Here is a 20,270-nt window from a genome sequence, read left to right on the forward strand (position 1 = left end):
TTCGTCACGGGTGCGCCCGTACCGGTGGACGGGGGGGGCCGCGCCGTCTGAGCCCTGACCGCCCGCGCTCCGGCCGGCCCAGGGCCGGCCGGAGCGCGGGCGTCAGTAGGCCGGACCGCTCAGACCCCCGCTCCCGCAAGGCCCCTGGACACGCCGTCCGCGCCGCCCGCGTCCGCGCCGCCGCCCCGCCACACCGTGCCGGCCGCCGCCTCCGTGTCCAGCGTGCGCAGCAGGGCGTCGTCGATCTCGTGCAGGGAGCCGACGAGGTGGCGTACCCCGGTCTCCCGCATGAGCTCCGCCTGATGGCTGTGCTCGAAGGTGCTGGGGTGGCCGATGAACGGCGCGCCCAGCGCTTTGGCCGCCTCGGCCACCCGCGCCACGTCGTCGATGAACAGCACCTCGCCGTGGTCGAGGCCGAAGTGCGCGGTGATCTCCTTGAGGCCGGGCCGCACCTCGTTCGTGCAGATGTACTGCGGCTCGGCGAACAGGTGGGCGTACGCGCCCAGATGCTCGTCGAAGTGCGACTTGTCGAGCCCGCCGTAGCAGACGAAGGGCAGGCCCGCGGCGCGCAGCCGGCCGAGGAGGCCGAGCGCGCCGTCCATGATCTCCACGGGGTGGTCGGCGAGATAGTCGGCGCGCTCCTCGAAGTACGCCTGAAGCGCCTGCGGGCCCGTCATGTCCTGCGGCACCGACTCCGCCATGGCCTGGCCGGCGACGGCCTGGCGCTGGGAGAAGATCCTGCGCTCGACGGCGGCCGAGTACACGCCGCCGCGTCCGGTGACGAACCGGTGGATCAGCGGACTGAACGTGTCGTTGAGCAGCACGCCGTCGATGTTGACGGCGGCGAGCCGCAGCCGGCGAGGCAGGTCAGTCATCTTCGCTCCCCTTGTCGTGCGCGCCCAGTGCGGTCCACAGGGACTTCGCGCGCTCCTGGCTGTTCTCGATCAGGCCGAGGGTCCGGTCGGCGGCGATGCCGGGCAGCAGCAGCTTCCACATGTTCACCGTGCGCCGCGGCAGGTCCGCCCGCTTGGAGACGACCTGCGCGTACTCCTGCATGCCGGTGCACGCGCCGACGACGAACTCGGCGAGCTCGCCGAGTTCCACGTGCTCACGCAACTCGCCGCTGTCGCGCGCCACTTCGAGGCAGTCCTCGAAGCTGCGCGCCCAGACCGCGTACGGGGACGCGTCCTGGAGGCCGAAGCTGGCCTGTTCGCCGGTGAGGCGCACGCCCGCCCGCAGCAGCGGGTCGGCCTGCAGCGAGTGCGACCAGATGAGGGTGATGTCCACCAGGCGCTGGAGCCCGGTGGACGGCACGTGCGGCTCGATGGTGGTGCGCTGGGCGTGCATGACTTCCAGCGCGAGGTCCTGCTTGTTCTTGAAGTGGAAGTAAAGCGCCCCCGCCGTCACGCCCGCCCGCTGGAGAATCTTGTTGATCCCCGCGCCGGCGTAGCCGTACTCGTCGAAGACCTCGGCCGCGGCCCTCAGGAGCTGCTCCCGGGTCTGAACTGCGCGTTCCTGCTTCGGTGCTGCCATGCCACGTCCCGGTCTCGACAAAAAAAAGAACGCCCTCTATGTTACTGGCTGTGGCGCGGATCCGCTACCGCGTCGGGGGCAGCGCATGACAGCGCTCACACAGGGGGGTCACTGATGAACGACATGGCTTCGACGATCACTTCGATACCTGCTCGCGTCACCAAGGAACTTGTCCACAAGCACGACGCCTCGCAGGTTCTCCTCACGGACCTCAGACGCATCGGCGACGACGAGTTCCTGATCACCGCGGACTGGACGGACACCAGCCGCCTGATGAGCACCCAGGACAGCCGCCGCGACGACGCGGTGCTGCTCACCGAGACGATCCGGCAGACCTTCCCGCTGCTCGCGCACGCGGGTTACGAGGTCCCGTTCGGCCATCACCTGCTGTGGGACGAGTACCGCTACGCGCTCGGCCTGGAGGCGCTCGGCCGCGGCGGCGCCGGCGGCAGGCCCCAGCTGCACATCAAGTGCTACGACATCGTGCGCCGCCGGGGTGTCGTCTCCGCGCTCTCCCTCGACATCACGGTCCTGCGCGACGGCGAGCAACTGGCCACCGCCCACACCCGGTTCGACATCCAGCCCGCCGCGATCTACCGGCGCCTGCGCGGCGCCCGCGGCGACGCAATGGAGATGCTGGCGCTGGCCCGCAGCCGCCCGCTGCCGCCCCCGGTCTCCGGGGCGAGCGAGGAGTTCCGCGACGCCGTCCTGTCGCCCACCGACGAGCGCGACCGCTGGCAGCTGCGCGTCGACACGCACCACCCGATGTACTTCGACCACCCCAGCGACCACGCGCCGGGCATCCTGCTCCTGGAGGCGGCCAAGCAGGCGGCCCGCGCCGTGCGGCACCCCAGGGCGGGGATCACCGAGGCGATGGAGACCGTCTTCCACCGCTACGTCGAGCTGGACAGCCCGTGCCGGGTGGACGCGCAGCCCCTGCCGGACGACCAGCAGGGCCGCGCCCGCATCCTGGTGACGATGCACCAGGAGGACAAGCTCTGCTTCACCGCGCTCGTGTCGGTCGCGAAGGCCCCGTCCGGCCGATAGCCCGGTCGTCCCCGGCGGCCGCGCCCGGCCCGGTCCCGGGCAGCGTGCGGCCCCCCGCCCGCGTGACATGGGCCCCGAGCACCAGGTCGTCCCCGACCGCCACCGGGTGGCCCACGGAACGCAGCAGATCCAGGTCGGAGGCGTGGTCGCCGTAGGCGGCGGCGCGCGGTGGGGACACCGCGCGCCGCGCCATCAGTTCCCGCGCAAGGCGGCCCTTCTCCGGGCCGATCACGGGTCGTTCCAGATGGCCGGTGAAGCAGCCGCCGACGATCTCCGGCTCGCTGCACAGGATCTCGTCGGCGCCCAGGAGCCGGGCGACGGGTTCCAGGCACGGCCGGAACGAGCCGGAGACCAGGGCGATCGTCGCGCCGTCGGCGCGGTGCCGGCGCAGGGCCTCGACCGCGGGCGGGTGCAGGAGCGTGCCGCCCGCGCACTCCGCGTCGAACCAGGCACGCCCGTGCGCGAACACCTCCTTCGCCGGACGCCCGGCGAACAGCCGGTAGTACTCGCGGTTCGTGTCCCGGCGGGACACCCCCGCGGCGGACCTGGCCCGCAGGTCGCCGGCCGCTTCGGCGTACGCCGACGGCGGCAGCCCGCGCTCCTGGAAGTGGAACTCGAGGAATCGGAACATGCTCTTGACGGTGATCAGGGTCTCGTCGACGTCGAAGAACGCGATGTCGACGGCTGAACCGCCGGTGCTGTCGGGGGAGATGGGGACGTCCGGCATGTGAGCCGCCTTCCGTACGGGGGCAGGTGCGGGGTGAGGGGGCTGCCGGGTCAGGCCGCGACCGGGGCGGGAACGGGGGCCGCGGCGCGCGCCGTCAGATACGCGCGCACTCCCTTGCCGGCCGTCTTGCGGCCCAAGTGCCGCGCGGTGACGAGCTGTTCGAGCAGCGCGGCGGGCGCCGGTGTCCACAGCGACGGTTCCGCGTGGAGCCGCCGCTGCACCTCCAGGGCCACGTCGGCGCCCACGGTGTCGAGCAGCCGTACGGGACCGAGCGGCTGGCCGCCCACCGACTTCAGCGCCAGGTCGAGCGTCGCCGTCGTGGTCTCACCGGCGTCGAGCAGGCCCAGGGCCTCGTTCAGATAAGGGAAGAGCAGGGCGTTGACGATGAACCCGGCCCGGTCGCCGCACTCCACGGTCTGCTTGCCGAGCCGCTCGGCCACGGCGCGGGCCCGCGCGAGGGTGTGCGCGCTGGTGCGCTCGCCGGGGACCAGTTCCACCAGCGGCATCAGCGGCGCCGGATTGAAGAAGTGCAGGCCGAGGACGTGCGCGGGGCGGCCCGCGGTCTCCGTGCAGGCGCCCACGGGCAGGCTCGACGTCGACGTGGCGAGCAGCGTGTTCGGCGGGCACACCGTGCCCAGTTCGGCGAACAGGCGCCGCTTGACCTCCAGGTCCTCCACGACGGCCTCGACGACGATGTCCGCCGAGGCGAGCACGGATCGGTCGCTCGTCGCGGTCCAGGAGACGGGGCCGGTCTCGTCGGAACCGGTGTCTGCGGAGGCGGAGTCGCGCCGGAGAGCGAAGTCGATGCGTTCGGCGGCGGCCGCGGCCTTCTCCTCGGAGCGGGCGAGCAGCGTCGTGCGGAACCCGCCGCGCGCACATGCCTCGGCGATCCCGGTGGCCATCGTGCCCGAGCCGATGACGACCACGTTGCGTCCGGGCGGGGCCGTGGGGCGAACGGTCCGCCGCGGGGCGTCCCCGTCCTCGTAACGGTGGAAGCCTCGGCCCGATTTGGCGCCGAGCGCGCCCTGCGCGACCAGCTCGTCCAGGATGGGGGCCGGGGCGCGCAGGCCGCCGCCGAGGTCGCCGAGGCGGGCGAGGACATCGCGCGCCGTGTCCAGGCCGATCTGGTCGAGCGCGGCCAGCGGCCCGTCGCTCCAGCCGCAGCCGAGCCGCACCGCCGTGTCGACGTCCTCGGCGCTCGCGTACCCGTCGTGGACCATCCACGCGGCCTCGTTGAGGAGGCCGAGGAGCAGCCCCGGCGCGAGGGAGCCGGGCCGGTCGCCGACCTGATGGGCCTTGATCCCGGCCGTCGTGAGGACCTCCACGACCCTGGCGGCCGCGGCGTCCCCGGCACGCGGGGCGCGGGCCAGCTCCACGGCGTCGAGCGCGTCGGAGCGCAGGAAGCGCAGCGCGAACAGGTCGGGTCCCGCGGCGTCCTCGAGGTCCCCGAGCGGGGTGGTGAGGGCGGTGGTGAGGACGGGCGTTCCGGGCCGGCGCTGCTCGCGCAACGAGGCGAGCACCGTCCGTTTCAGGGCCGCGGGTTCCGGGACGGCCTCGATGACGAGGTCGGCCGAGGCGACGCCGGCCGGGAAGCGGGTCAGGGTGCGCGGACGCTCCCCGGGGCTCAGTCGCAGGGCCCTGACCAGGGCCGCGGGGTCGTCGTCGATGCCTATGACGCGAAGCCCCGCGCGGGTCAGGCGGCGCGCGAGGGCGAGCCCGGTGCCGCCCAGGCCGACAACGGCCACGGTGAAGGGCGGCGGCGTGCCCTCGGCGGAGGCGACGGTGTCGGTGGTGGGAACGGTGTCGGTGGGGGGAGTGGTGCGGGTGTGGTCGGCCATGGTGCTGCTCCTGCCTTCGCGGGTGGGGGCATCAGTAGCGGCTGCCGGTGGCGGCGGGCGCGGCGTCCAGGTCGCGCAGGTCCTGGAAGGTGAGGCGCAGGCCGGCCGCGGCCAGGTTCGCCGTCAGATAGCGCAGCTGCTTGGTGCCGGGGATGGGGACGACGTGGTCGCCCTGGGCGAGCGTCCAGGCGAGCGCGACCTGGGCCGCGGTGGCTCCGTGCCGGGCGGCGACCTCTTCTACCGCCTTCACGATGCGCAGGTTCGCGGTGAACGCCTCGCTCTGGAAACGCGGGTTGGTGGCGCGGAAGTCGCCCTCCTCGAAGTCGTCGGGCCGGGTGTAGCGGCCGGTGAGGAACCCCCTGCCCAGGGGTGCGAAGGGGACGAACGCGGCGCCGTTGGCGGCGCACCACGTGGCGATTCCGGTGTGCGGGTCGAGCGGTTCGCGGGTCCACAGGGACAGTTCGGACTGGACGGCCGCGACGGGATGCGCCGCGTGGGCGGCGGCCGCCTGCGCGGGGGTGACCTCGGAGAGGCCGAGATGGCGCACCTTGCCCTGCCGCACCAGGTCGGCCAGGGCGCCCCAGGACTCGGCGAGCGGGACTTCGGGGTCGACGCGGTGCAGGTAGTACAGGTCGATGACGTCGACGCCGAGGCGGCGCAGCGAGGCGTCGGCCGAGCGCCTGATGTGCTCGGGGGAGCCGTTGCGGCTCAGGGTGCGGGTGGCGAGCTCGTCCACGACGATGCCGGTCTTGGTGGCCACGACGGCGTCGTCGCGGCGCCCGGCGAGGGCCCGTCCGACGAGGGTCTCGTTGTGGCCCGCCCCGTAGGCGTCGGCGGTGTCGACGAGGAGGGGGCCGGAGTCGAGGGCGCGCCGGATCACGTCCACCGAGGCCGCGTCGTCGCGCAGCGACTCGGCGTAGCCCCAGCTCATTCCCATGCAGCCGAGGCCGACGGGGGTGACGTCGAGGCCGGTCGTGCCGAGCTGACGCGTTTCCACGCGAACTCCCTTGTCGGTAGAGGTATGTGGAGATGTGCACAGAGGTGCGGGGGTGGTGCCGGGCCGGGGCGCCGGTGCCCCGGCCCGTTCAGGCGGCGGTGAGGACGAGGGCGGCGTTGTGCCCCCCGAACCCCAGCGACGTACTCGCGGCGACCTGGATCCGCTTCTGCCGCGCCTGGCCCGTCACCACGTCGATGTCGACGTCGATCGAGGGGTCGAGCGAGTTCACGTTGGCGGTGGGCGGCAGGGCGCCGTGGTGCAGCGCCAGCGCCGTGTACGCGGCCTCGACCGCGCCGGCCGCGGCCAGCGTGTGCCCGGTGACCCCCTTGGTGGAGGTCACCGCCGCCCGGTCGCCGAGCACCGAGTGCAGCGCGCGGGCCTCGGTGAGGTCGTTCATCGGGGTCGACGTGCCGTGCGCGTTCACGTGCTCCACCTCGTCGGGGAACACCCCCGCGTCGCTCAGGGCGTCCCGCAGGGCCCGGGCCAGGCCCGCGCCCTGCGGGTGCGGCGCGGTCGCGTGGTGCGCGTCCGACGTCGCGGAGAAGCCGGCGATGTCGGCGTAGCGCCGCGCGTTGCGGGCGGTGGCGTCCTCGCACCGTTCGAGTACGAGGATGGCCGCGCCCTCACCGGCCACGAAGCCGTCCCGGTCGTGCGCGAAGGGACGGGACGCCGCGGCCGGGTCGTCCGTGCGGGCCGACAGGGCACCCATGCGGGACAGGCCGTTGAGGGTGCCGGGGCTGATCGCCGACTCGGTGCCGCCGGCGAGGACCACGTCGCACAGGCCGGACAGCAGCCACTCGCGGGCGGTGCCGATGGCGGACGCCCCGGAGGCGCAGGCCGTCGCCGTGACGAGGCTGGGTCCGTGGATCTTCTGGTCCATGGCCACGTACCCGGCGACCATGTTGACCATCCCCATCGGGATCATCAGCGCGGACACGTCGTCGGGCGTGCCTTCGAAGTACGTCCGCAGCTGCTTCTCCAGGGTGGCGACGCCGCCGAGCGAGTTCCCGATGACGACGCCGACGCGGGTGCCGTCCCAGGACCCGCAGTCGAGCCCCGCGTCCGTGACGGCCTGCCGCGCGCTGACGATGGCGAGCTGCGCGAACCGGTCGAGCTTCCAGGCGTTGCGCCGGCCCAGTTCCGCCGTGGCGTCGAAGCCGGGGACGCGGCAGGAGATGTCGACCCGTTCGCCCTTGAGCTCCGGGTCGGTGGTGGCGGCGGACACGCCCGACAGGACGCGCCGCCAGTTCTCGTCGACGCCGATGCCGGCGGGGGTGACGAGGCCTATGCCGGTGACCGCGACTCCGCGGCCCCGGGCCACCCCGCTCATGCCTGGTCCGCCTTCGCGGCGATCACGGCGACGGCCTCGTCGAGGGTGAAGGACGACTTGAGCTCGCCCTCGACCAGGACGATGCCCATCTCCTTGCGCAGGATCAGGCTGAGCTCGACGAGGATCAGCGAGTCGATGTCGAGCTCGTCGAACGTGGCGCCCGAGAGCAGCTCCGCCTCGTCGAGGCCGAACTTGTCGCTGATGAGGCCGGAGACCTGGTGCTTGAGGGGGGACTCGATGGAAAGAGCGGTCATGACTGACTCCTGAATTCTGTGAAATGGGTGATGTGTGAGGTGAGTTGAGACTGTGCGGGTCACGGCCTACGGCTGGGTGACCGGTTCGATGTCCGGCCAGACCAGCGCGGCCGAGCCCCAGGTGAGGCCGCCGCCGAAGCCCGTGAGGACCACGCGGTGGCCCGGTACGAGGTCGCCTGCGGCGGCCGCGTCCGACAGGGCGAGCGGGATCGAGGCGGCGACGGTGTTGCCGACCCGGTCCAGGTTCACCACGATCTGCTTCTCCTCCAGGCCCAGCTGCTCGCCGACGGCGTGCAGGATGCGGACGTTGGCCTGGTGCGCCACGACCTTGTCCAGGTCGGCGGCCGTCCAGCCGACGCGGTCGAGGAGGCGCTGCGAGGACTCGCTCATGTTGATCACGGCCTCGGTGAAGACGGGCCGTCCCTCCATGGCGAAGTACTGGTCGCCCTCGGCGGGCGGTTCACCCGTCGAGCGCTGGCGGGAGCCGCCGGCGCGCACCGTGATGAGGTCGGCGCCGCTCCCGTCGCTGCCCAGGTCGAAGCCGAGGAGCGCCCCGGGTTCGCCGGACTCGCCGGCCCGCAGGACCACGGCGCCCGCGCCGTCGCCGAAGATGGCGCGGGTGGTGCGGTCGACGGGGTCGAGGATCGTCGAGAAGGTGTCCGCGCCGATCACCAGGGCCCGCCGGGCGACCCCCGCCGTGATCATGGAGGCGGCGGTGGCCAGGGCGTACACGAACCCCGTGCAGACCGCCGCGACATCGAACGCGGGGACCGTGCCGAGCCCGAGCCGGTGGGCGACGCCCGGCGCGGTGCCGGGGCAGGGCCGGTCGGGCGTGCTGGTGGCGAGGACCACCAGGTCCACGTCGGCCGCCTCCTCGCCGCCCGTCCTGCGGGCCGACTCCAGGGCGCGCTCCCCGGCCGCGACGGCCAGGTCCGAGGTGGACTCGCCCGGCGCGACGACGTAGCGCAGGCCGATGCCCGTACGCGTACGGATCCACCGGTCGGACGTGTCCAGCTGGGCGGCGAGTTCGTCGTTGCTGACGGCGGTCGCGGGCAGCGCGCCGCCCAGACCGCAGACCACGGCGGCGCGGCTCATGAGGCCAGCTCCTCGACCTCGTGGGCGGCCGGCACGGGCCGCGCGGGCACGGTCCGTACGGGACGTGCCATGGCCTTGAAGGAGCTGCCCGCCCGGCGCAGTGCCGAGCGCACCTCGGCCGGGTCGGGCGCGGTCAGCGCCGCGATGTGTCCGTCGGGCCGTACGAGTACGGCCTTGGGGGCCTTGCCGAGGAGGGGGGCGAAACCCGGCCAGGCGGAGATGTCCTGCACACGAACGCCCTCGGGCGCGGCGGCCGTCAGCGCTTCCCTGCTCGCCACCCAGTCGGAGTCCTGGCGCTCGCCCGCCCACAACAGCAGCGAGAGCCGCGCCGGGTCGACCGAGGGCCAGCGTTCGGCGCCCTTCTGGGGGGTACCGTGCGCGGCGAACACGGGGAGGCGGTCTCCGGCGCGGACCTTGCGGGTGAGGCCGGGCAGGGTGTCGCGCAGGGACTCGGCGGGCCGGTAGCTGACGTCGTGCTGCGCCATCAGCGGGGCGCCGAAGCGCTGGAGGAGACCGGTGCGCGAGGCCAGGCGCAGCGCGCCGTCGCGGGCCGCGATCTCGTGGCGCCGCTTGAACAGGCCCCAGCTGGTCTGCTTGGCGGTGGTCAGGACGATGCGCTCGGCGGCCAGGTGCCGGTCGGAGTCGTACGTGTCGAGGATGCCCGGCTCGAACAGGCCGCCCACGACCCCGGCGAGTTTCCAGGCGAGGTTGACCGCGTCCTGGATACCGGTGTTCATGCCCTGCGCGCCGGCCGCGCTGAACACATGGGCGGCGTCGCCCGCGAGGAACACGCGCCCCGCGCGCATCGTCTCGGCGACCCTGCGCCGGGCCCGGAAGATCGTCGACCAGTCCAGCGTGCCGACCAGGCCGGGGCGCGGCGAGCGCTCGTCGAGGAAGTGCTGGAACAGCTCGCGCGGCGGGCCCTGCTCCTTGTCCCAGTCCGGCACGCTGATCGCGAGCCGGAACTGCCCGTTGCCGAACGGCGCGATGCCGAGGGCGCCGGTGCGTGAGTAGCAGTAGACGAGCGAGTGGGGGTCCATGTCGCCGTCGACGGGGCCGTCACCGATGGCGAAGAGCACGTCGTTGCCGGTGCCGAGGAGTTCGATGCCGGCGAACTCGCGGACCGCGCTGCGGGCGCCGTCCGCGCCGATCACCCAGTCCGCCTCGATCTGCTCGACGCGTCCCTCGGCGTCCGCCACCTCGGCGACCGGGCGCGGCCCGGACGTGTCGAGGCCGGTGAGCGTCCCGAACTCGATCTCGCCCCCATAGGCGGCGAGCCGGGTGCGGATGACCTCCTCGGTGGTGTCCTGCGGGATGACCACGCCGAACGGGTACGGGGTGTCGGTCAGCCGGCTCATCTCGATGGCGCCGATGGCCCGCTTGTCGGAGTAGTACTGCACGGAGTCGAGGCGGTTGCCCGCGTCGACGACGCCCTGGGCGGCGCCGATCCGGCCGAGGAGCTCCAGGCTGCGCGGCCAGACCACGCTGGCCCGGGAGTGCTGGACGGGCCCGGCGGCCGAGTTGTCGATCAGTCTCACCGGGACGCCCTGGCTGAGCAGTTCGGTGGCGAGCACCAGGCCCACGGGGCCCGCGCCCACGACGAGGACGGGACGTCGTCCGCCGGGGCCCTCGCGCAGAGGGATCGTCATGACAGGTGTGCCTTTCGTCGAGTCGGTGGCTACGGCGGTCAGGGGCGGTGCACCACGACGGCGCTCCAGGTGAATCCCGCGCCGGCGCTCAGCACGGCGGCGTACTCGCCGCGTTCGAGGCGGTACGGGCTCGCGCCCGCGGACAGTGCGGTCAGGTTGGACAGGAGGTCACCCGCGCCGAGGTGCCCGGTGCGGTCACCCAGGTCGGCGACCGGCGCGTGCGTGACCTCGGCGACGGCCGGCCCGTACACGTCGCGGGCGGTGGCCCGGCCGAGCCTCGGCAGCAGTACGGTGCGCAGCTCCCGGCCGCCCCGGCCGATGCCCGCGTCGCGCAGCGCGTCGGCGAGGACCTCGCTGGTCTCGCGCCGCAGCCGGCCGAGGAACTCCGGCTTGCCCTGCGTGGCGAGGAAGGCCTTCTTGGTGCGGCGCACGTCCACGGCGGCGCTGCTCGTGTGCGGCGCCGGGTGGAACGCGCCGGTGTCGCGGTGGGCGCTCTCCAGTGCGGGGACGGCCCGGGTCCGCAGGGCGCACAGGGTGAGCGCGCCCTCGGGTACGTCGTCGGCGGTGGCGGCCCGCGCGACGACGGCCGCGGTGGCGCCGTCGCCGTACCAGACGCCGTAGTCGCCGGCCCAGCGGTCGAAGCCCGGCCGGGCGAAGCGGTCCGCCGTGGTCACGAGGACCGGTGCGTCGCCGCCGTCGGCCGCGATGCGGTCCACCGCGGTGCTCAGGGCGGCCGCCGCCCCGTTGCACATCTGCTGGATGCCGGTGGGAATCGCTCCGTGAGCGCCGGTTCCGGCCGCCACGTAGTGGGCGGGCGACCAGAAGTCGTGGCCCTGGTAGTAGGTCCAGGCGTGCAGGGTGGCCGACAGGTCACCGGCCTTCGCGCCGACCCGCGACAGCGCGCGGTGCGCGGCCCGTACGGCCATCTGCGGCGCCGACTCCCCGGCGGACACGGGCAGTTGCTCGTACCCCATGGCATCGGCCTCGGTGGCCGTCACCCGGCCGTCGGCGAGCGCGTCGACCGTCTTCTCGGCGGTGGGCGGCAGCCACTGGGCGGCCGACAGCCACACATGGCCGGGGATCACAGGCACTCCTCTCCCTCGGGCAGCGCGGTGACCGCCGCGGACGTCGTGGTGTGCATCCGGCCGGAGGCGATGACGTCGCCGTCCTGCACGAAGTCGATGTGGAAGGTCCGCAGGTCGGGCAGCATCAGGCTGAGGTTGTCCTCGTGCGCGTACGGCTCGGTCTTGCGGATGTGGACCGTGGTGGGCGCGTCGAGTTCGGCGTAGCGCATGAAGTCGAAGTCGAAGCCGGCGACCGTGGTGCGGCTGACGGAGGCGCCCCACAGGTCGGAGACGCCGAGCAGGCACAGCTGACGGGCGGCCTCCATGAGGACCATGCCGGGCACGTGGTCCTGGCCGTGGTCGAACATGCTGCGGTTGTCGAGGGGGATCCGCACCGTGGCGTGGGCGTTGTCGGTGTTGACGGTGGCGGAGGCGAGCACCACGTTCGACGGGGAGCTGCGGCCCACGAGGTGCGGGGCCACATACGCGTTCTCGCGCGGGATGTCCTTGAAGGGGACGAGTGGCTTGCCGCGGCCCTGGACGCGCACGGCGTCGTAGACCTCGGCCGGTATGTAGCCCACGTCCATCTTGACGAAGCCGAGGCAGCGCTTGGCCAGCTTCATGTCGATGCCGAAGGTCAGCCGGCGCACATCGCCCGGCGTGCCGCGGCGGTTGCTGGTGCGCACCGAGATCCGCAGCTCGCCCGGTGTCTCCTCCTCGGGCAGGGTGAGCAGGCCCGGCAGCTCCATGGACCAGGACCGCAGCAGGAACTTGCTCTGGCGCGACACCCCGGCGAACTCGTGCCCGCCGTACGTCTCGGCCTGCCGGCAGCACTCCAGGAGCAGCATCGGGTCGGGGGCACCGAGCCGCGAGGTGTGCTCGGTGTAGTAGGCGTGGGACGGGGGGAGCTGGGCCGCGGCGAGGTAGTCGTCCTCACCGGTCCGCCGGCTGTCCGTCAGAAAGACCTCGGAGAGCGCCCAGCGGTGGAGAAGGGAACGGTCCACGGTGCGCATGAATTCGAGGTTCGCGGCGCCCGGCAGGCAGGTCCTGGCTGCGGGGGATTCGGCGGTCTCGGTGTTCATATTCGTCCTCCTGATGCGGCGCGAGGCGAGCGGGGAATTCTCCCGGAATCCGGGATTTCCTTTTCTCTTTCCTCGCTTGATTCCATTGTCGAGGGGGGTGGCAAAGCGTTCACTAAAGGCAGCCTCAAAGGGCCGGCGGACCTGGCTCAGGCCGCCCAGGCGAGCGGGCTGCGGTAGCCGTCGGCGGGCCGGTCCCACACCGCGCGGGCGGGCACCACGGGTGCGTCCTCGCCGGCGTCGGCGCGGGAGCGCAGCGTCGCGGTCAACACCGCGACGAGCGCGGCCAGTTCCTCGGGTGTCGGGTTGCCGCGCACCACATGGAACGCGGCCTCCCGCAGCACGTCGGAGCCGCTCGCGGCGCTCACAGCGGGGTGATCCCGTGCTTGCGCTGCGGCAGCGCGCGGTGCTTGGTGCGCAGCATGGCCAGCGACCTGGCGAGCACGGCCCGGGTCTCGCCCGGCTCGATGACGTCGTCCACGAGACCGCGTTCGGCCGCGTAGTACGGGTGCATCAGCTCGGCCTTGTACTCCTTGACCATCTGCTCGCGCATCGCGGCGGGGTCGTCGGCGGCGGCGATCTGCCGCCGGAAGATGACGTTGGCGGCGCCCTCGGCGCCCATCACCGCCACCTCGTTCGTGGGCCAGGCGAAGGAGAGGTCCGCGCCCACGGAACGCGAGTCCATCACGATGTACGCGCCGCCGTACGCCTTGCGCAGGATCAGCTGGATGCGCGGGACGGTGGCGTTGCAGTACGCGTACAGCAGCTTCGCGCCGTGCCGGATGATGCCGTTGTGCTCCTGGTCGACACCCGGCAGGAAGCCGGGCACGTCGAGCATCGTGACCAGGGGGATGTTGAAGGCGTCGCACAGCGACACGAACCGCGCGGCCTTCTCGCTGGCCTTGATGTCGAGCACGCCGGCGCTGGCCATCGGCTGGTTCGCGACCACGCCGACGACATGCCCGTCGATCCTGGTCAGGGCGCACACCACGTTGTTCGCCCAGTCGGGCTGGATCTCGAAGTACTCGCCGTCGTCGACGATCTCCTCGATCACGGCCTTCACGTCGTAGCCCCGGGCCGGGTCGGCGGGCACCAGGTCGGCGAGCGCGTCGGTGCGCCGGTCCGGCGGATCGTCGGTGGCCGCCGCGGGCGGCGCCTGCCGGTTGTTCGACGGCAGGAAGGAGAGCAGGTAGCGCACGTCCTCCAGGCAGGACACCTCGTCGTCGTACGCGAACGCCGACACACCCGAGACCGACGCGTGCACGTCCGCCCCGCCCAGCTCGTCCATGCTGACGCGCTCACCGGTGACCGCCTGCACGACGTCCGGGCCGGTGATGAACATCTGCGCCACGCCCCGCACCATGAACGTGAAGTCGGTCAGCGCCGGTGAGTACGCGGCGCCTCCCGCACACGGCCCGAGGATCACGCTGATCTGCGGGATCACCCCCGAGGACAGAGCGTTGCGGCTGAAGATCCCGCCGTATCCGGCGAGCGCCGTGACGCCCTCCTGGATACGGGCGCCGGCGCCGTCGCAGAGGCTGACCAGCGGGGCGCCGGACGCCTCGGCGAGGTCCATCAGCTTGTGGATCTTCGCCGCGTGGGACTCGCCGAGCGCGCCGCCGAAGATACGGAAGTCATGCGCGTACACGAAGACCTGACGGCCCTCGACCGTGCCCCAGCCCGTGATCACACCGTCGGTGTGCGGCCTGCGCTTCTCCAGGCCGAAGCCGGTCGCACGATGCCTGCGCAGCGGCTCCAGCTCCGTGAACGAGCCCTCGTCCAGGAGGAGTTCGATGCGTTCACGAGCCGTGAGCTTGCCCCGGTCGTGCTGTGCCCGGGTCGCCCGCACCCCGGGTCCCGCATGGACCTCGGCGCGCAGCCGGCGCAGTTCCTCGACGCGCACATGCACGCTGTCGGGCCGCTCCGGTTCACTCTCCCCGGAGATGTCCGGGCTTTGTGCGACGGGTTTCTCGACCACAGTGGTCATGCCATGTCCTCCCATCCGACCGGCACCCGAATGGCGCCACCCGGGGAAAAGGATTCGGGGCGGGCGGCAATGCGCGACTCAAGGCCGGGAAAAACAGCATTCCTTTTCCACGCCTTGAGCGGGCGGGCCGCACGATGCCTACCGACCGCCACCGGAAGGGAAGATCATGACCACGCACCCTCACGAGTCGTCCGACTCCTCGCCGCGCTACGCCGTCCTCTTTCCCGGACAGGGAGTTCAGCGGCCCGGGATGGGCGAACCCTGGCGCGCCACCGAGTCCTGGGAACTCGTCGAGTCCGTCTCGCGCGCCTCCGGCTTCGACGTCGCCGAGCTGCTGCTCACCGCCGGCCAGGAGACGCTGTCGCGCACCGACCACGCGCAGATATCGGTGTTCACGGCCTCCCTGCTCGCGTGGTCGGAGCTGCGCAGGCGCGAGTCGGACGCCCGGGTCGTGGCGGTCGCCGGCCACAGCCTCGGCGAGTACACCGCGCTGGTCGCGGCCGGTGTCCTCTCCGTCGCCGACGGCGCCTGGCTGGTGGGCGAGCGCGGCCGTGCCATGGCCGAGGTCGCCCGGCGCCGGCCGGGAGCGATGGCCGCCGTCATGGGCGGCGACGCCGACGAGGTCGCCGCCCTCGTCGACACCTTCCGGCAGGAGGGCGCGGACCTGTGGGTGGCCAACCACAACAGCCCTCAGCAGACGGTGATCGCGGGCAGCCGTACGGCGATCGACGCGGCGGCGTCACGCGCGGCGGACGCCGGCCTGCGCTACAGCGTCCTGCCGGTGACGGCCGCCTGCCACAGCCCCTACATGGAGCCCGCGAGCGCGGCCCTGCGCCGGGCCCTCGAGCTGACCCACTTCGCGGCCGGCGTGCTGCCGGTCGTCGCGAACGTGGACGCCCGCGCGCACTACGGCGGCAGCCAGTGGCAGGAACTCAGCACCCGCCAACTGGTCAGCAGGGTCCGCTGGGTCGAGTCCCTGAACACGCTCCACGAGGAACTCGACTGCACCGCGTTCCTGGACATCGGTCCCGGCGGCACGCTCGCGGGTCTGGCCCGCCGGGCGCTGCCGGGCGTACCGGCCCACAAGTTCACGGCACCCGCGCCCCTGGCGGTGGCGGCTTAGCAGTCACTTACGTCGCCACGCGTGTCGCCACGCGCGTCGGTACGCGCAGAGGCCCGGCCCGGGGGTCAGAACCCCGGGCCGGGCCTCGGTCGTTGCGGCGGAACTCAGCTGATGCAGAGCAGGCCGAGCACGCAGACGGGCTCGGGCGACGCCGTGCTGGGAGCGGGCGCGGGCGTCGTCGCCTGGTTCCCGCCGGACGACCCCGACCCCGACCCCGACCCCGAACCCGTAGCCGTAGCCGTACCCGAGCCGGAACCCGTACCCGTGCCTGACTGGCCGGCCGACGCGGGGGAAGAGGTCTGCGGGGCGGGGGCGGCGGGCGTGGCGGTGTGTGCGGCGGCGGCCGGCGCGGCGGTGGTGTGCGGTGCGGCGGTGCGGGCCGGGGCGGCGTGGCGCGGGGCGCCGGTCGGCACCGTGGACGCCGCCGGCGCGGACGTGCCGGCCGGGCGGGCGTGGCGCGGGCCGGTGGACTTGTGCGAACGGTCGCTGCCGCTCCGCGAGGCCCGGTCGTCCGGCGTGTCCGTCGCGACGTCCGTGTTGGCCAGGGCCGGCGAGGTGGTCACCGGATCCGGGGCCGCGGAGGCGTGCGTGCGGTCCGGGGAGGCGTCGTTCGGCAGCGCGGCGATGGTGAGCCCGCCACCGACGATCGCGACGGCGGTCGCGGCGACGGCCCGGCGCTTGTTCTTCTTCCACTGCGCCAGCTTCCGCCGCCGTGCGGCGCGGCCGCCCCCGGACGCGGCCACGGGCGCCGATTCGTCCACGGCAGCGGCGGCCGTCTCGCCCGCGCCGGGCACGTCGAAGGCCTTGGCCGTGGAGAAGGGGTCGAAGTCGTCGAACGGGTCGGCGGAGCCGGAGGCGGCGTACGCCCCGGAGGCACCCGCGGGGGCGCCACCGTGGCCATGGTCGGCGGCGGGGGAGACCCCGAAGAACGCCGAGGAGGCCGAGGCCGACGCATGCGCCGAGCGGGCCGAGGACGAGGGGTACGACGAGAGCGACGTCGCCGCCGGCGGGGCTATGTCCGGGGCGTACGCGCCGCAGCCCGGGCACACCAGCGCCCCGTTGAGGGTTCGACGGCAGGAGGAGCAGTAGTCCATTTCGATCTTTCTGTGGCTGACTGCGCCGCCGGGACGCCGGGCATTTGGTCACGTTCGTACGCGAGATCGAGCGGCCAGCAACGCTATCGACGCTTTCCGAAGGCGATGCGCACACGGTGTGATGCTCCTGCGAAGATGTGTGACCGCTGTGACGGGAGAGGCCCGGACCGCAGCAGCGATCCGGGCCCCTCACCTCACAAGATCGTTACCTCTTGCCCCTCAGACCAGCGCGTTCTTGTAAAAGATGCTGGAACGCCGGTCGCCCTCCTCGCCGGAGGCGAATCCGAGGAAGAGACGAGACTCACCCGCGTCGGTGCGGTAGATCGCGAGCCCCTCGGGCTCCCGGTAGACCAGCGTGGAGCCGGCCTTGGTCAGGGTGGGGCCCTGGGCGATGGCACCGGTGTTGATGTTGATGCTGGTGATGTACGTGTTCCCCGGGTCGGGGTTGGACGCCGAGTACGCGTCACCGGTGATGAAGTACATGTACGAGCCGTAGAGCGTGTATCCCTGCGGCGTGCCGGAGATGGCCGGCGGGGTGAACATCGCGACGGGCGAGCTGAAGTCGCCCTTGTCGGTGTCCGCGAGGTCGTAGACGGCGATGTGCTTGGCACCGTCCTTGTGGTAGCGGACGATCATGCGGTCGTAGACCGGGTCGATGGAGCACGTGAACTCGGTGGCACCGGCGACCGGCGTGAACTTGCCGTAGCCCGGGGCGGAGGCGTCGACGGTGGTGCCGGGGTCGTATCCGATGAAGCCGAGCCTGGAGCCGTAGCCGTTGGCGTTGGCGTCGGTCTCGATCCACAGGTTGCTGGTGCTGCCGACGGGCCGCACGCCGAAGGCGACGCCGTGCCCGAAGCCGTTGAGGTGCATGTACGACACGTAGTTGCCGGCGAAGTCGAGCTGGCTGATGCACAGGTCACCGGCCGACTCCGGGCTGTCCAGCCGCTTGGCGGCGACGAACAGGCGCTTGTTGACCGAGTCGAACGCGAAGCTCTGCTGGACGCGGTTGCTGTGCAGATTCTTGTCGCGGAACAGGTCGTACGACGGCTGCGACAGATCGAACCGTGAGGTCGTGCCCACCGAGGCGACGGCACTCGCGGCCCCGTACCCGACCCCGAACGCGGCAAGGCCCACGCCGGTGGCGGTGCGCAGCAGCCCTCGACGGGTCAGTGACGTACGGGAGTTGTGCTCCATGAGGGAACTCCTGAGGAAGAGTGGAATCGGAGTCCCCAGACTTTACGCAGGGGGATCCCGTGCTCTTCGGCCGTACGTCTGACGGCTGCCGGTTGCCCTGGGCCGCCGTCACGCGGCCCAGGGCTTCAGCGGTTCAGCGATCCGGTCAGGACTGGAGGAGCCTGCGCTTCTGCTCCTCGAACTCGCTCTCGGTGAGCACGCCCTGGGCCTTGAGATCACCGAGCTGCTTGAGCTGTTCGATCTTGCTCGACATATCGGTGGTCAGGGGCGCGGTCGGGGGCACGGCGGGGGGCGCCGGGGGCGGGGGCGCCGGAGCTTCGTACTCCTGCTGGGCGGCCCAGCGACCCTGCTGGCGGCGGCTCACACGGTTCGACACGGCGGTCGCCGTTCCGGCGACCACGGCCGTGCGCGCGACCCCACGGAGTAGACCTGGCATGGCGGTATCCCTTCTGCTCGTCGGCGACTGCCGGCAGCCGCTCAGGCTTCCGTGCTGTCGAGCGCGGCCAGGATGGCAGGCACGGGGATCCGCCCGGAGGCGACCATCCTCGCGCCGCCGCGGCTGAGAGCCGCGGCGAAGGGCGCGGCCCAGCGGTTCTCGTAGATCAGGACGCCGGCGGAACTGCCGGGCTCCAGGGCCCTTGCGGCCTCCTCGATGTCGTCCTGGCCCAGCAGGCCGGACGACGCGCCTTCGAAGACGGCCAGGTCGAGGGCGCCGTCGCCGGTGACGTCGGCGAGCTCCAGGCCGCTCACGGAGCCGTCCTCCTCCTTCCTGACGAACGTCAGGTCGAGGATGCGAATGAGGCCGCGGTCCACGAGATCGACCAGGAGGGGCAGGCCCTCTCCCGTCATGCGGTTGCCGGGGAACTCCACGACCAGATAGTCGATCGGCCCCATTTCTTCGACTTCGTCGTTCACGGCACAACCCCTGTGTTCGTAAGCGCTGGTCTTCGTAGCCCGTGGTGTTCGTAAAGCCGGTCTGTCACTCCCGGTGTCCTGTTCGTGGCTCTCCATGTAGACCCATTGCATCACCGGTCCAGTGCCCTCGCACGTCGGTGCGCCTTTCACCCGGCCGCCCGCGGCCGGAGGGGCAGGAGCTTCCCCGGTTCCCGCGAGAGCAGCGGGGTGACGGCGGTCGACAGCCCGGCCGTACGGTCGGTGTCCGCCCGGCTCGGCCGCACGGCTGAACGCATTCGGTCGGGTCCGAACCGGCTGAATTCCACGGCGAATTGGCCAGTGGATCCGAACTCGCCGTATATGACGGAGGGTCATGTTGCGTTGTGTCGCGGGGGATTCAGGGAGATTTCTCGACCGGCCGGCCTTCTCACCACCTCGCATATCGCTGGATCTCCCGTGGAGTTGTAGTCGCCCATATGGGTGACTACAGTGGATTTGGCTCTATATGAGAAATTGGCCCGAGGGGACAGTTATGCTCGCCAAAAGAAAACGGCTCGCCCTGAGCTCGGTCTTCGTCGCCGCAACCATGGGCTTTGCGCCCCTCGGCTGGACGCAGGCTTCCGCGGCCGCACCGAGTGAGACCCACGTCGGCACCACTGCAACCGCCAAGGCCTTCAAGTCGCACCAGGACTACCGGCGCGGCTTCAAGGACGGCTTCAGGTCCGGGTTCCGCCAGGGGTCGCACAACTGCCACCGGCACGGAGACGGGAAGGGCGGGCAGGCCGCCACCGTCGTGCACAAGGACGCACGCCAGGACTACCGGCGCGGCTTCAAGGACGGCTTCAGATCCGGGCTCCGCCAGGCACAGAGGTCGTGCCACCGCTGAAGCTGTCGTGGTTCCCCGAGCCCGAGCGAGGCATCGGCCGGTGGCCCAGGCTCACATCCGCCGTCGCATCGGAAGCGCACAGCACGGGGCCCAGGTCGCTGACCTGGGCTTCTGTGATGGAGGCGGTGACGTGCGCCTGTGGTGCGCGACAGCTGAAGGAAGCTGAAGGAAGCTGAACAGGTCCAGGCAACGAACAAGGCCCAGGTCGCTGACCTGGGCCTCAACTGTGGAGCGGGTGACGAGAATCGAACTCGCACTCTCAGCTTGGGAAGCTGATGTTCTACCACTAAACTACACCCGCGTAAGACGCCGGTTGAACCGGAGTCGTAACGTCGCACACTGTACCTCATGCCAGGCCCCCGGTGCTTTCTCCGTGGGGCCTGGCTGCGTTGCGCGTGCCGGATGTGACTGCGGGTGAAGGGAGTTGAGGCGTACGGTGGGGCCGGCTTCGAGGGTCCTTCCGTGTCCGGAGCGCCGTC

The 20,270-nt window shown here is 72.2% G+C and carries 20 protein-coding genes and 1 tRNA gene; 3 read left to right on the forward strand and 18 right to left on the reverse strand.

The genetic code is table 11. The features are described 5' to 3' along the window. Positions 1 to 119: 119 nt before the first annotated feature. Both ACFC96_RS19330 and ACFC96_RS19335 read right to left on the reverse strand, forming a co-directional pair. On the reverse strand, positions 120 to 875 hold the full coding sequence (locus tag ACFC96_RS19330; RefSeq protein ID WP_376613282.1) for an HAD family hydrolase: 756 nt from the start codon (positions 873 to 875) through the stop codon (positions 120 to 122). Continuing rightward, positions 868 to 1,533 (reverse strand): ScbR family autoregulator-binding transcription factor, encoded by a 666-nt coding sequence (locus tag ACFC96_RS19335; protein WP_376255570.1) that lies wholly within the window; start codon positions 1,531 to 1,533, stop codon positions 868 to 870. Before ACFC96_RS19335 ends, ACFC96_RS19330 begins: the two co-directional genes overlap by 8 nt. Before the next feature lie 114 nt (positions 1,534 to 1,647). Here ACFC96_RS19335 and ACFC96_RS19340 point away from each other — a divergent pair, with 114 nt between their 5' ends. Next, positions 1,648 to 2,580, forward strand: coding sequence for a ScbA/BarX family gamma-butyrolactone biosynthesis protein (locus ACFC96_RS19340; RefSeq protein ID WP_376255571.1), 933 nt, complete (start codon positions 1,648 to 1,650; stop codon positions 2,578 to 2,580). On the opposite strand, the gene ACFC96_RS19345 is transcribed toward ACFC96_RS19340, so the two are convergent. From ACFC96_RS19345 to ACFC96_RS19395, 11 genes are all read right to left on the reverse strand, one after another. Beyond that, complete coding sequence (locus ACFC96_RS19345) at positions 2,537 to 3,307, reverse strand: HAD family hydrolase (RefSeq protein ID WP_376613284.1); 771 nt, start codon at positions 3,305 to 3,307, stop codon at positions 2,537 to 2,539. The genes ACFC96_RS19340 and ACFC96_RS19345 overlap by 44 nt on opposite strands. Positions 3,308 to 3,357: 50 nt before the next feature. Continuing rightward, entirely contained in the window at positions 3,358 to 5,145 is a 1,788-nt protein-coding gene (locus ACFC96_RS19350; protein WP_376613286.1) for a 3-hydroxyacyl-CoA dehydrogenase family protein, read from the reverse strand. Positions 5,146 to 5,176: 31 nt separating this feature from the next. Next, positions 5,177 to 6,142 (reverse strand): aldo/keto reductase, encoded by a 966-nt coding sequence (locus tag ACFC96_RS19355; protein WP_376613287.1) that lies wholly within the window; start codon positions 6,140 to 6,142, stop codon positions 5,177 to 5,179. Between the two features lie 88 nt (positions 6,143 to 6,230). Beyond that, a complete protein-coding gene (locus ACFC96_RS19360; RefSeq protein WP_376255579.1) occupies positions 6,231 to 7,472 on the reverse strand; it encodes a beta-ketoacyl-[acyl-carrier-protein] synthase family protein in 1,242 nt (413 codons plus the stop codon). After that, positions 7,469 to 7,726 carry an acyl carrier protein gene (locus ACFC96_RS19365; protein WP_376613289.1) on the reverse strand — a complete coding sequence of 86 codons (258 nt, stop codon included), beginning with the start codon at positions 7,724 to 7,726 and terminating at the stop codon, positions 7,469 to 7,471. The genes ACFC96_RS19360 and ACFC96_RS19365 overlap by 4 nt, the downstream gene beginning before the upstream one ends. Before the next feature lie 66 nt (positions 7,727 to 7,792). After that, positions 7,793 to 8,821: a beta-ketoacyl-ACP synthase III gene (locus tag ACFC96_RS19370; RefSeq protein ID WP_376255583.1), complete on the reverse strand. Its 1,029-nt coding sequence runs from the start codon at positions 8,819 to 8,821 to the stop codon at positions 7,793 to 7,795. Beyond that, positions 8,818 to 10,470, reverse strand: coding sequence for an FAD-dependent monooxygenase (locus ACFC96_RS19375; RefSeq protein WP_376613290.1), 1,653 nt, complete (start codon positions 10,468 to 10,470; stop codon positions 8,818 to 8,820). Before ACFC96_RS19375 ends, ACFC96_RS19370 begins: the two co-directional genes overlap by 4 nt. Before the next feature lie 38 nt (positions 10,471 to 10,508). Beyond that, on the reverse strand, positions 10,509 to 11,555 hold the full coding sequence (locus tag ACFC96_RS19380) for a 3-oxoacyl-ACP synthase (RefSeq protein ID WP_376613291.1): 1,047 nt from the start codon (positions 11,553 to 11,555) through the stop codon (positions 10,509 to 10,511). After that, on the reverse strand, positions 11,552 to 12,616 hold the full coding sequence (locus ACFC96_RS19385) for an AfsA-related hotdog domain-containing protein (RefSeq protein WP_376255589.1): 1,065 nt from the start codon (positions 12,614 to 12,616) through the stop codon (positions 11,552 to 11,554). The genes ACFC96_RS19380 and ACFC96_RS19385 overlap by 4 nt, the downstream gene beginning before the upstream one ends. 146 nt (positions 12,617 to 12,762) lie before the next feature. Then, entirely contained in the window at positions 12,763 to 12,981 is a 219-nt protein-coding gene (locus ACFC96_RS19390) for an acyl-CoA carboxylase subunit epsilon (RefSeq protein WP_376613293.1), read from the reverse strand. After that, a complete protein-coding gene (locus ACFC96_RS19395; RefSeq protein WP_376613295.1) occupies positions 12,978 to 14,600 on the reverse strand; it encodes an acyl-CoA carboxylase subunit beta in 1,623 nt (540 codons plus the stop codon). The genes ACFC96_RS19390 and ACFC96_RS19395 overlap by 4 nt, the downstream gene beginning before the upstream one ends. Positions 14,601 to 14,766: 166 nt before the next feature. Between ACFC96_RS19395 and ACFC96_RS19400 the strand changes: the two genes are divergently transcribed. After that, positions 14,767 to 15,723: an ACP S-malonyltransferase gene (locus ACFC96_RS19400; protein ID WP_376613297.1), complete on the forward strand. Its 957-nt coding sequence runs from the start codon at positions 14,767 to 14,769 to the stop codon at positions 15,721 to 15,723. Positions 15,724 to 15,827: 104 nt separating this feature from the next. Here ACFC96_RS19400 and ACFC96_RS19405 read toward each other — a convergent pair whose 3' ends face one another. The 4 genes from ACFC96_RS19405 to ACFC96_RS19420 form a co-directional block, all read right to left on the reverse strand. Then, complete coding sequence (locus ACFC96_RS19405) at positions 15,828 to 16,817, reverse strand: hypothetical protein (RefSeq protein ID WP_376613298.1); 990 nt, start codon at positions 16,815 to 16,817, stop codon at positions 15,828 to 15,830. A 219-nt stretch (positions 16,818 to 17,036) separates the two neighbouring features. Then, a complete protein-coding gene (locus ACFC96_RS19410; RefSeq protein WP_376613300.1) occupies positions 17,037 to 18,011 on the reverse strand; it encodes a teichoic acid biosynthesis protein C in 975 nt (324 codons plus the stop codon). A 145-nt stretch (positions 18,012 to 18,156) separates the two neighbouring features. After that, complete coding sequence (locus ACFC96_RS19415; protein WP_376255601.1) at positions 18,157 to 18,447, reverse strand: SHOCT domain-containing protein; 291 nt, start codon at positions 18,445 to 18,447, stop codon at positions 18,157 to 18,159. Positions 18,448 to 18,488: 41 nt separating this feature from the next. Beyond that, a complete protein-coding gene (locus tag ACFC96_RS19420; RefSeq protein WP_376613529.1) occupies positions 18,489 to 18,905 on the reverse strand; it encodes a DUF6325 family protein in 417 nt (138 codons plus the stop codon). A gap of 532 nt (positions 18,906 to 19,437) precedes the next feature. Between ACFC96_RS19420 and ACFC96_RS19425 the strand changes: the two genes are divergently transcribed. Beyond that, a complete protein-coding gene (locus tag ACFC96_RS19425) occupies positions 19,438 to 19,791 on the forward strand; it encodes a hypothetical protein (RefSeq protein ID WP_376613302.1) in 354 nt (117 codons plus the stop codon). Between the two features lie 227 nt (positions 19,792 to 20,018). Here the strand turns inward: ACFC96_RS19425 and ACFC96_RS19430 are convergent. After that, a tRNA-Gly gene (locus ACFC96_RS19430) sits at positions 20,019 to 20,092 on the reverse strand. Positions 20,093 to 20,270: the final 178 nt, after the last annotated feature.

Source organism: Streptomyces sp. NPDC055955, assembly GCF_042270245.1.
In the GTDB taxonomy this organism is placed as follows: Bacteria; Actinomycetota; Actinomycetes; order Streptomycetales; family Streptomycetaceae; genus Streptomyces.

Coding starts and splice junctions, on each gene's coding strand:
- ACFC96_RS19330 (WP_376613282.1), bottom strand. CDS start 875: ATGACTGACCTGCCTCGCCGGCTGCGGCTCGCCGCCGTCAACATCGAC.
- ACFC96_RS19335 (WP_376255570.1), bottom strand. CDS start 1,533: ATGGCAGCACCGAAGCAGGAACGCGCAGTTCAGACCCGGGAGCAGCTC.
- ACFC96_RS19340 (WP_376255571.1), top strand. CDS start 1,648: ATGAACGACATGGCTTCGACGATCACTTCGATACCTGCTCGCGTCACC.
- ACFC96_RS19345 (WP_376613284.1), bottom strand. CDS start 3,307: ATGCCGGACGTCCCCATCTCCCCCGACAGCACCGGCGGTTCAGCCGTC.
- ACFC96_RS19350 (WP_376613286.1), bottom strand. CDS start 5,145: ATGGCCGACCACACCCGCACCACTCCCCCCACCGACACCGTTCCCACC.
- ACFC96_RS19360 (WP_376255579.1), bottom strand. CDS start 7,472: ATGAGCGGGGTGGCCCGGGGCCGCGGAGTCGCGGTCACCGGCATAGGC.
- ACFC96_RS19365 (WP_376613289.1), bottom strand. CDS start 7,726: ATGACCGCTCTTTCCATCGAGTCCCCCCTCAAGCACCAGGTCTCCGGC.
- ACFC96_RS19370 (WP_376255583.1), bottom strand. CDS start 8,821: ATGAGCCGCGCCGCCGTGGTCTGCGGTCTGGGCGGCGCGCTGCCCGCG.
- ACFC96_RS19375 (WP_376613290.1), bottom strand. CDS start 10,470: ATGACGATCCCTCTGCGCGAGGGCCCCGGCGGACGACGTCCCGTCCTC.
- ACFC96_RS19385 (WP_376255589.1), bottom strand. CDS start 12,616: ATGAACACCGAGACCGCCGAATCCCCCGCAGCCAGGACCTGCCTGCCG.
- ACFC96_RS19395 (WP_376613295.1), bottom strand. CDS start 14,600: ATGACCACTGTGGTCGAGAAACCCGTCGCACAAAGCCCGGACATCTCC.
- ACFC96_RS19400 (WP_376613297.1), top strand. CDS start 14,767: ATGACCACGCACCCTCACGAGTCGTCCGACTCCTCGCCGCGCTACGCC.
- ACFC96_RS19405 (WP_376613298.1), bottom strand. CDS start 16,817: ATGGACTACTGCTCCTCCTGCCGTCGAACCCTCAACGGGGCGCTGGTG.
- ACFC96_RS19410 (WP_376613300.1), bottom strand. CDS start 18,011: ATGGAGCACAACTCCCGTACGTCACTGACCCGTCGAGGGCTGCTGCGC.
- ACFC96_RS19415 (WP_376255601.1), bottom strand. CDS start 18,447: ATGCCAGGTCTACTCCGTGGGGTCGCGCGCACGGCCGTGGTCGCCGGA.
- ACFC96_RS19420 (WP_376613529.1), bottom strand. CDS start 18,905: ATGGGGCCGATCGACTATCTGGTCGTGGAGTTCCCCGGCAACCGCATG.
- ACFC96_RS19425 (WP_376613302.1), top strand. CDS start 19,438: ATGCTCGCCAAAAGAAAACGGCTCGCCCTGAGCTCGGTCTTCGTCGCC.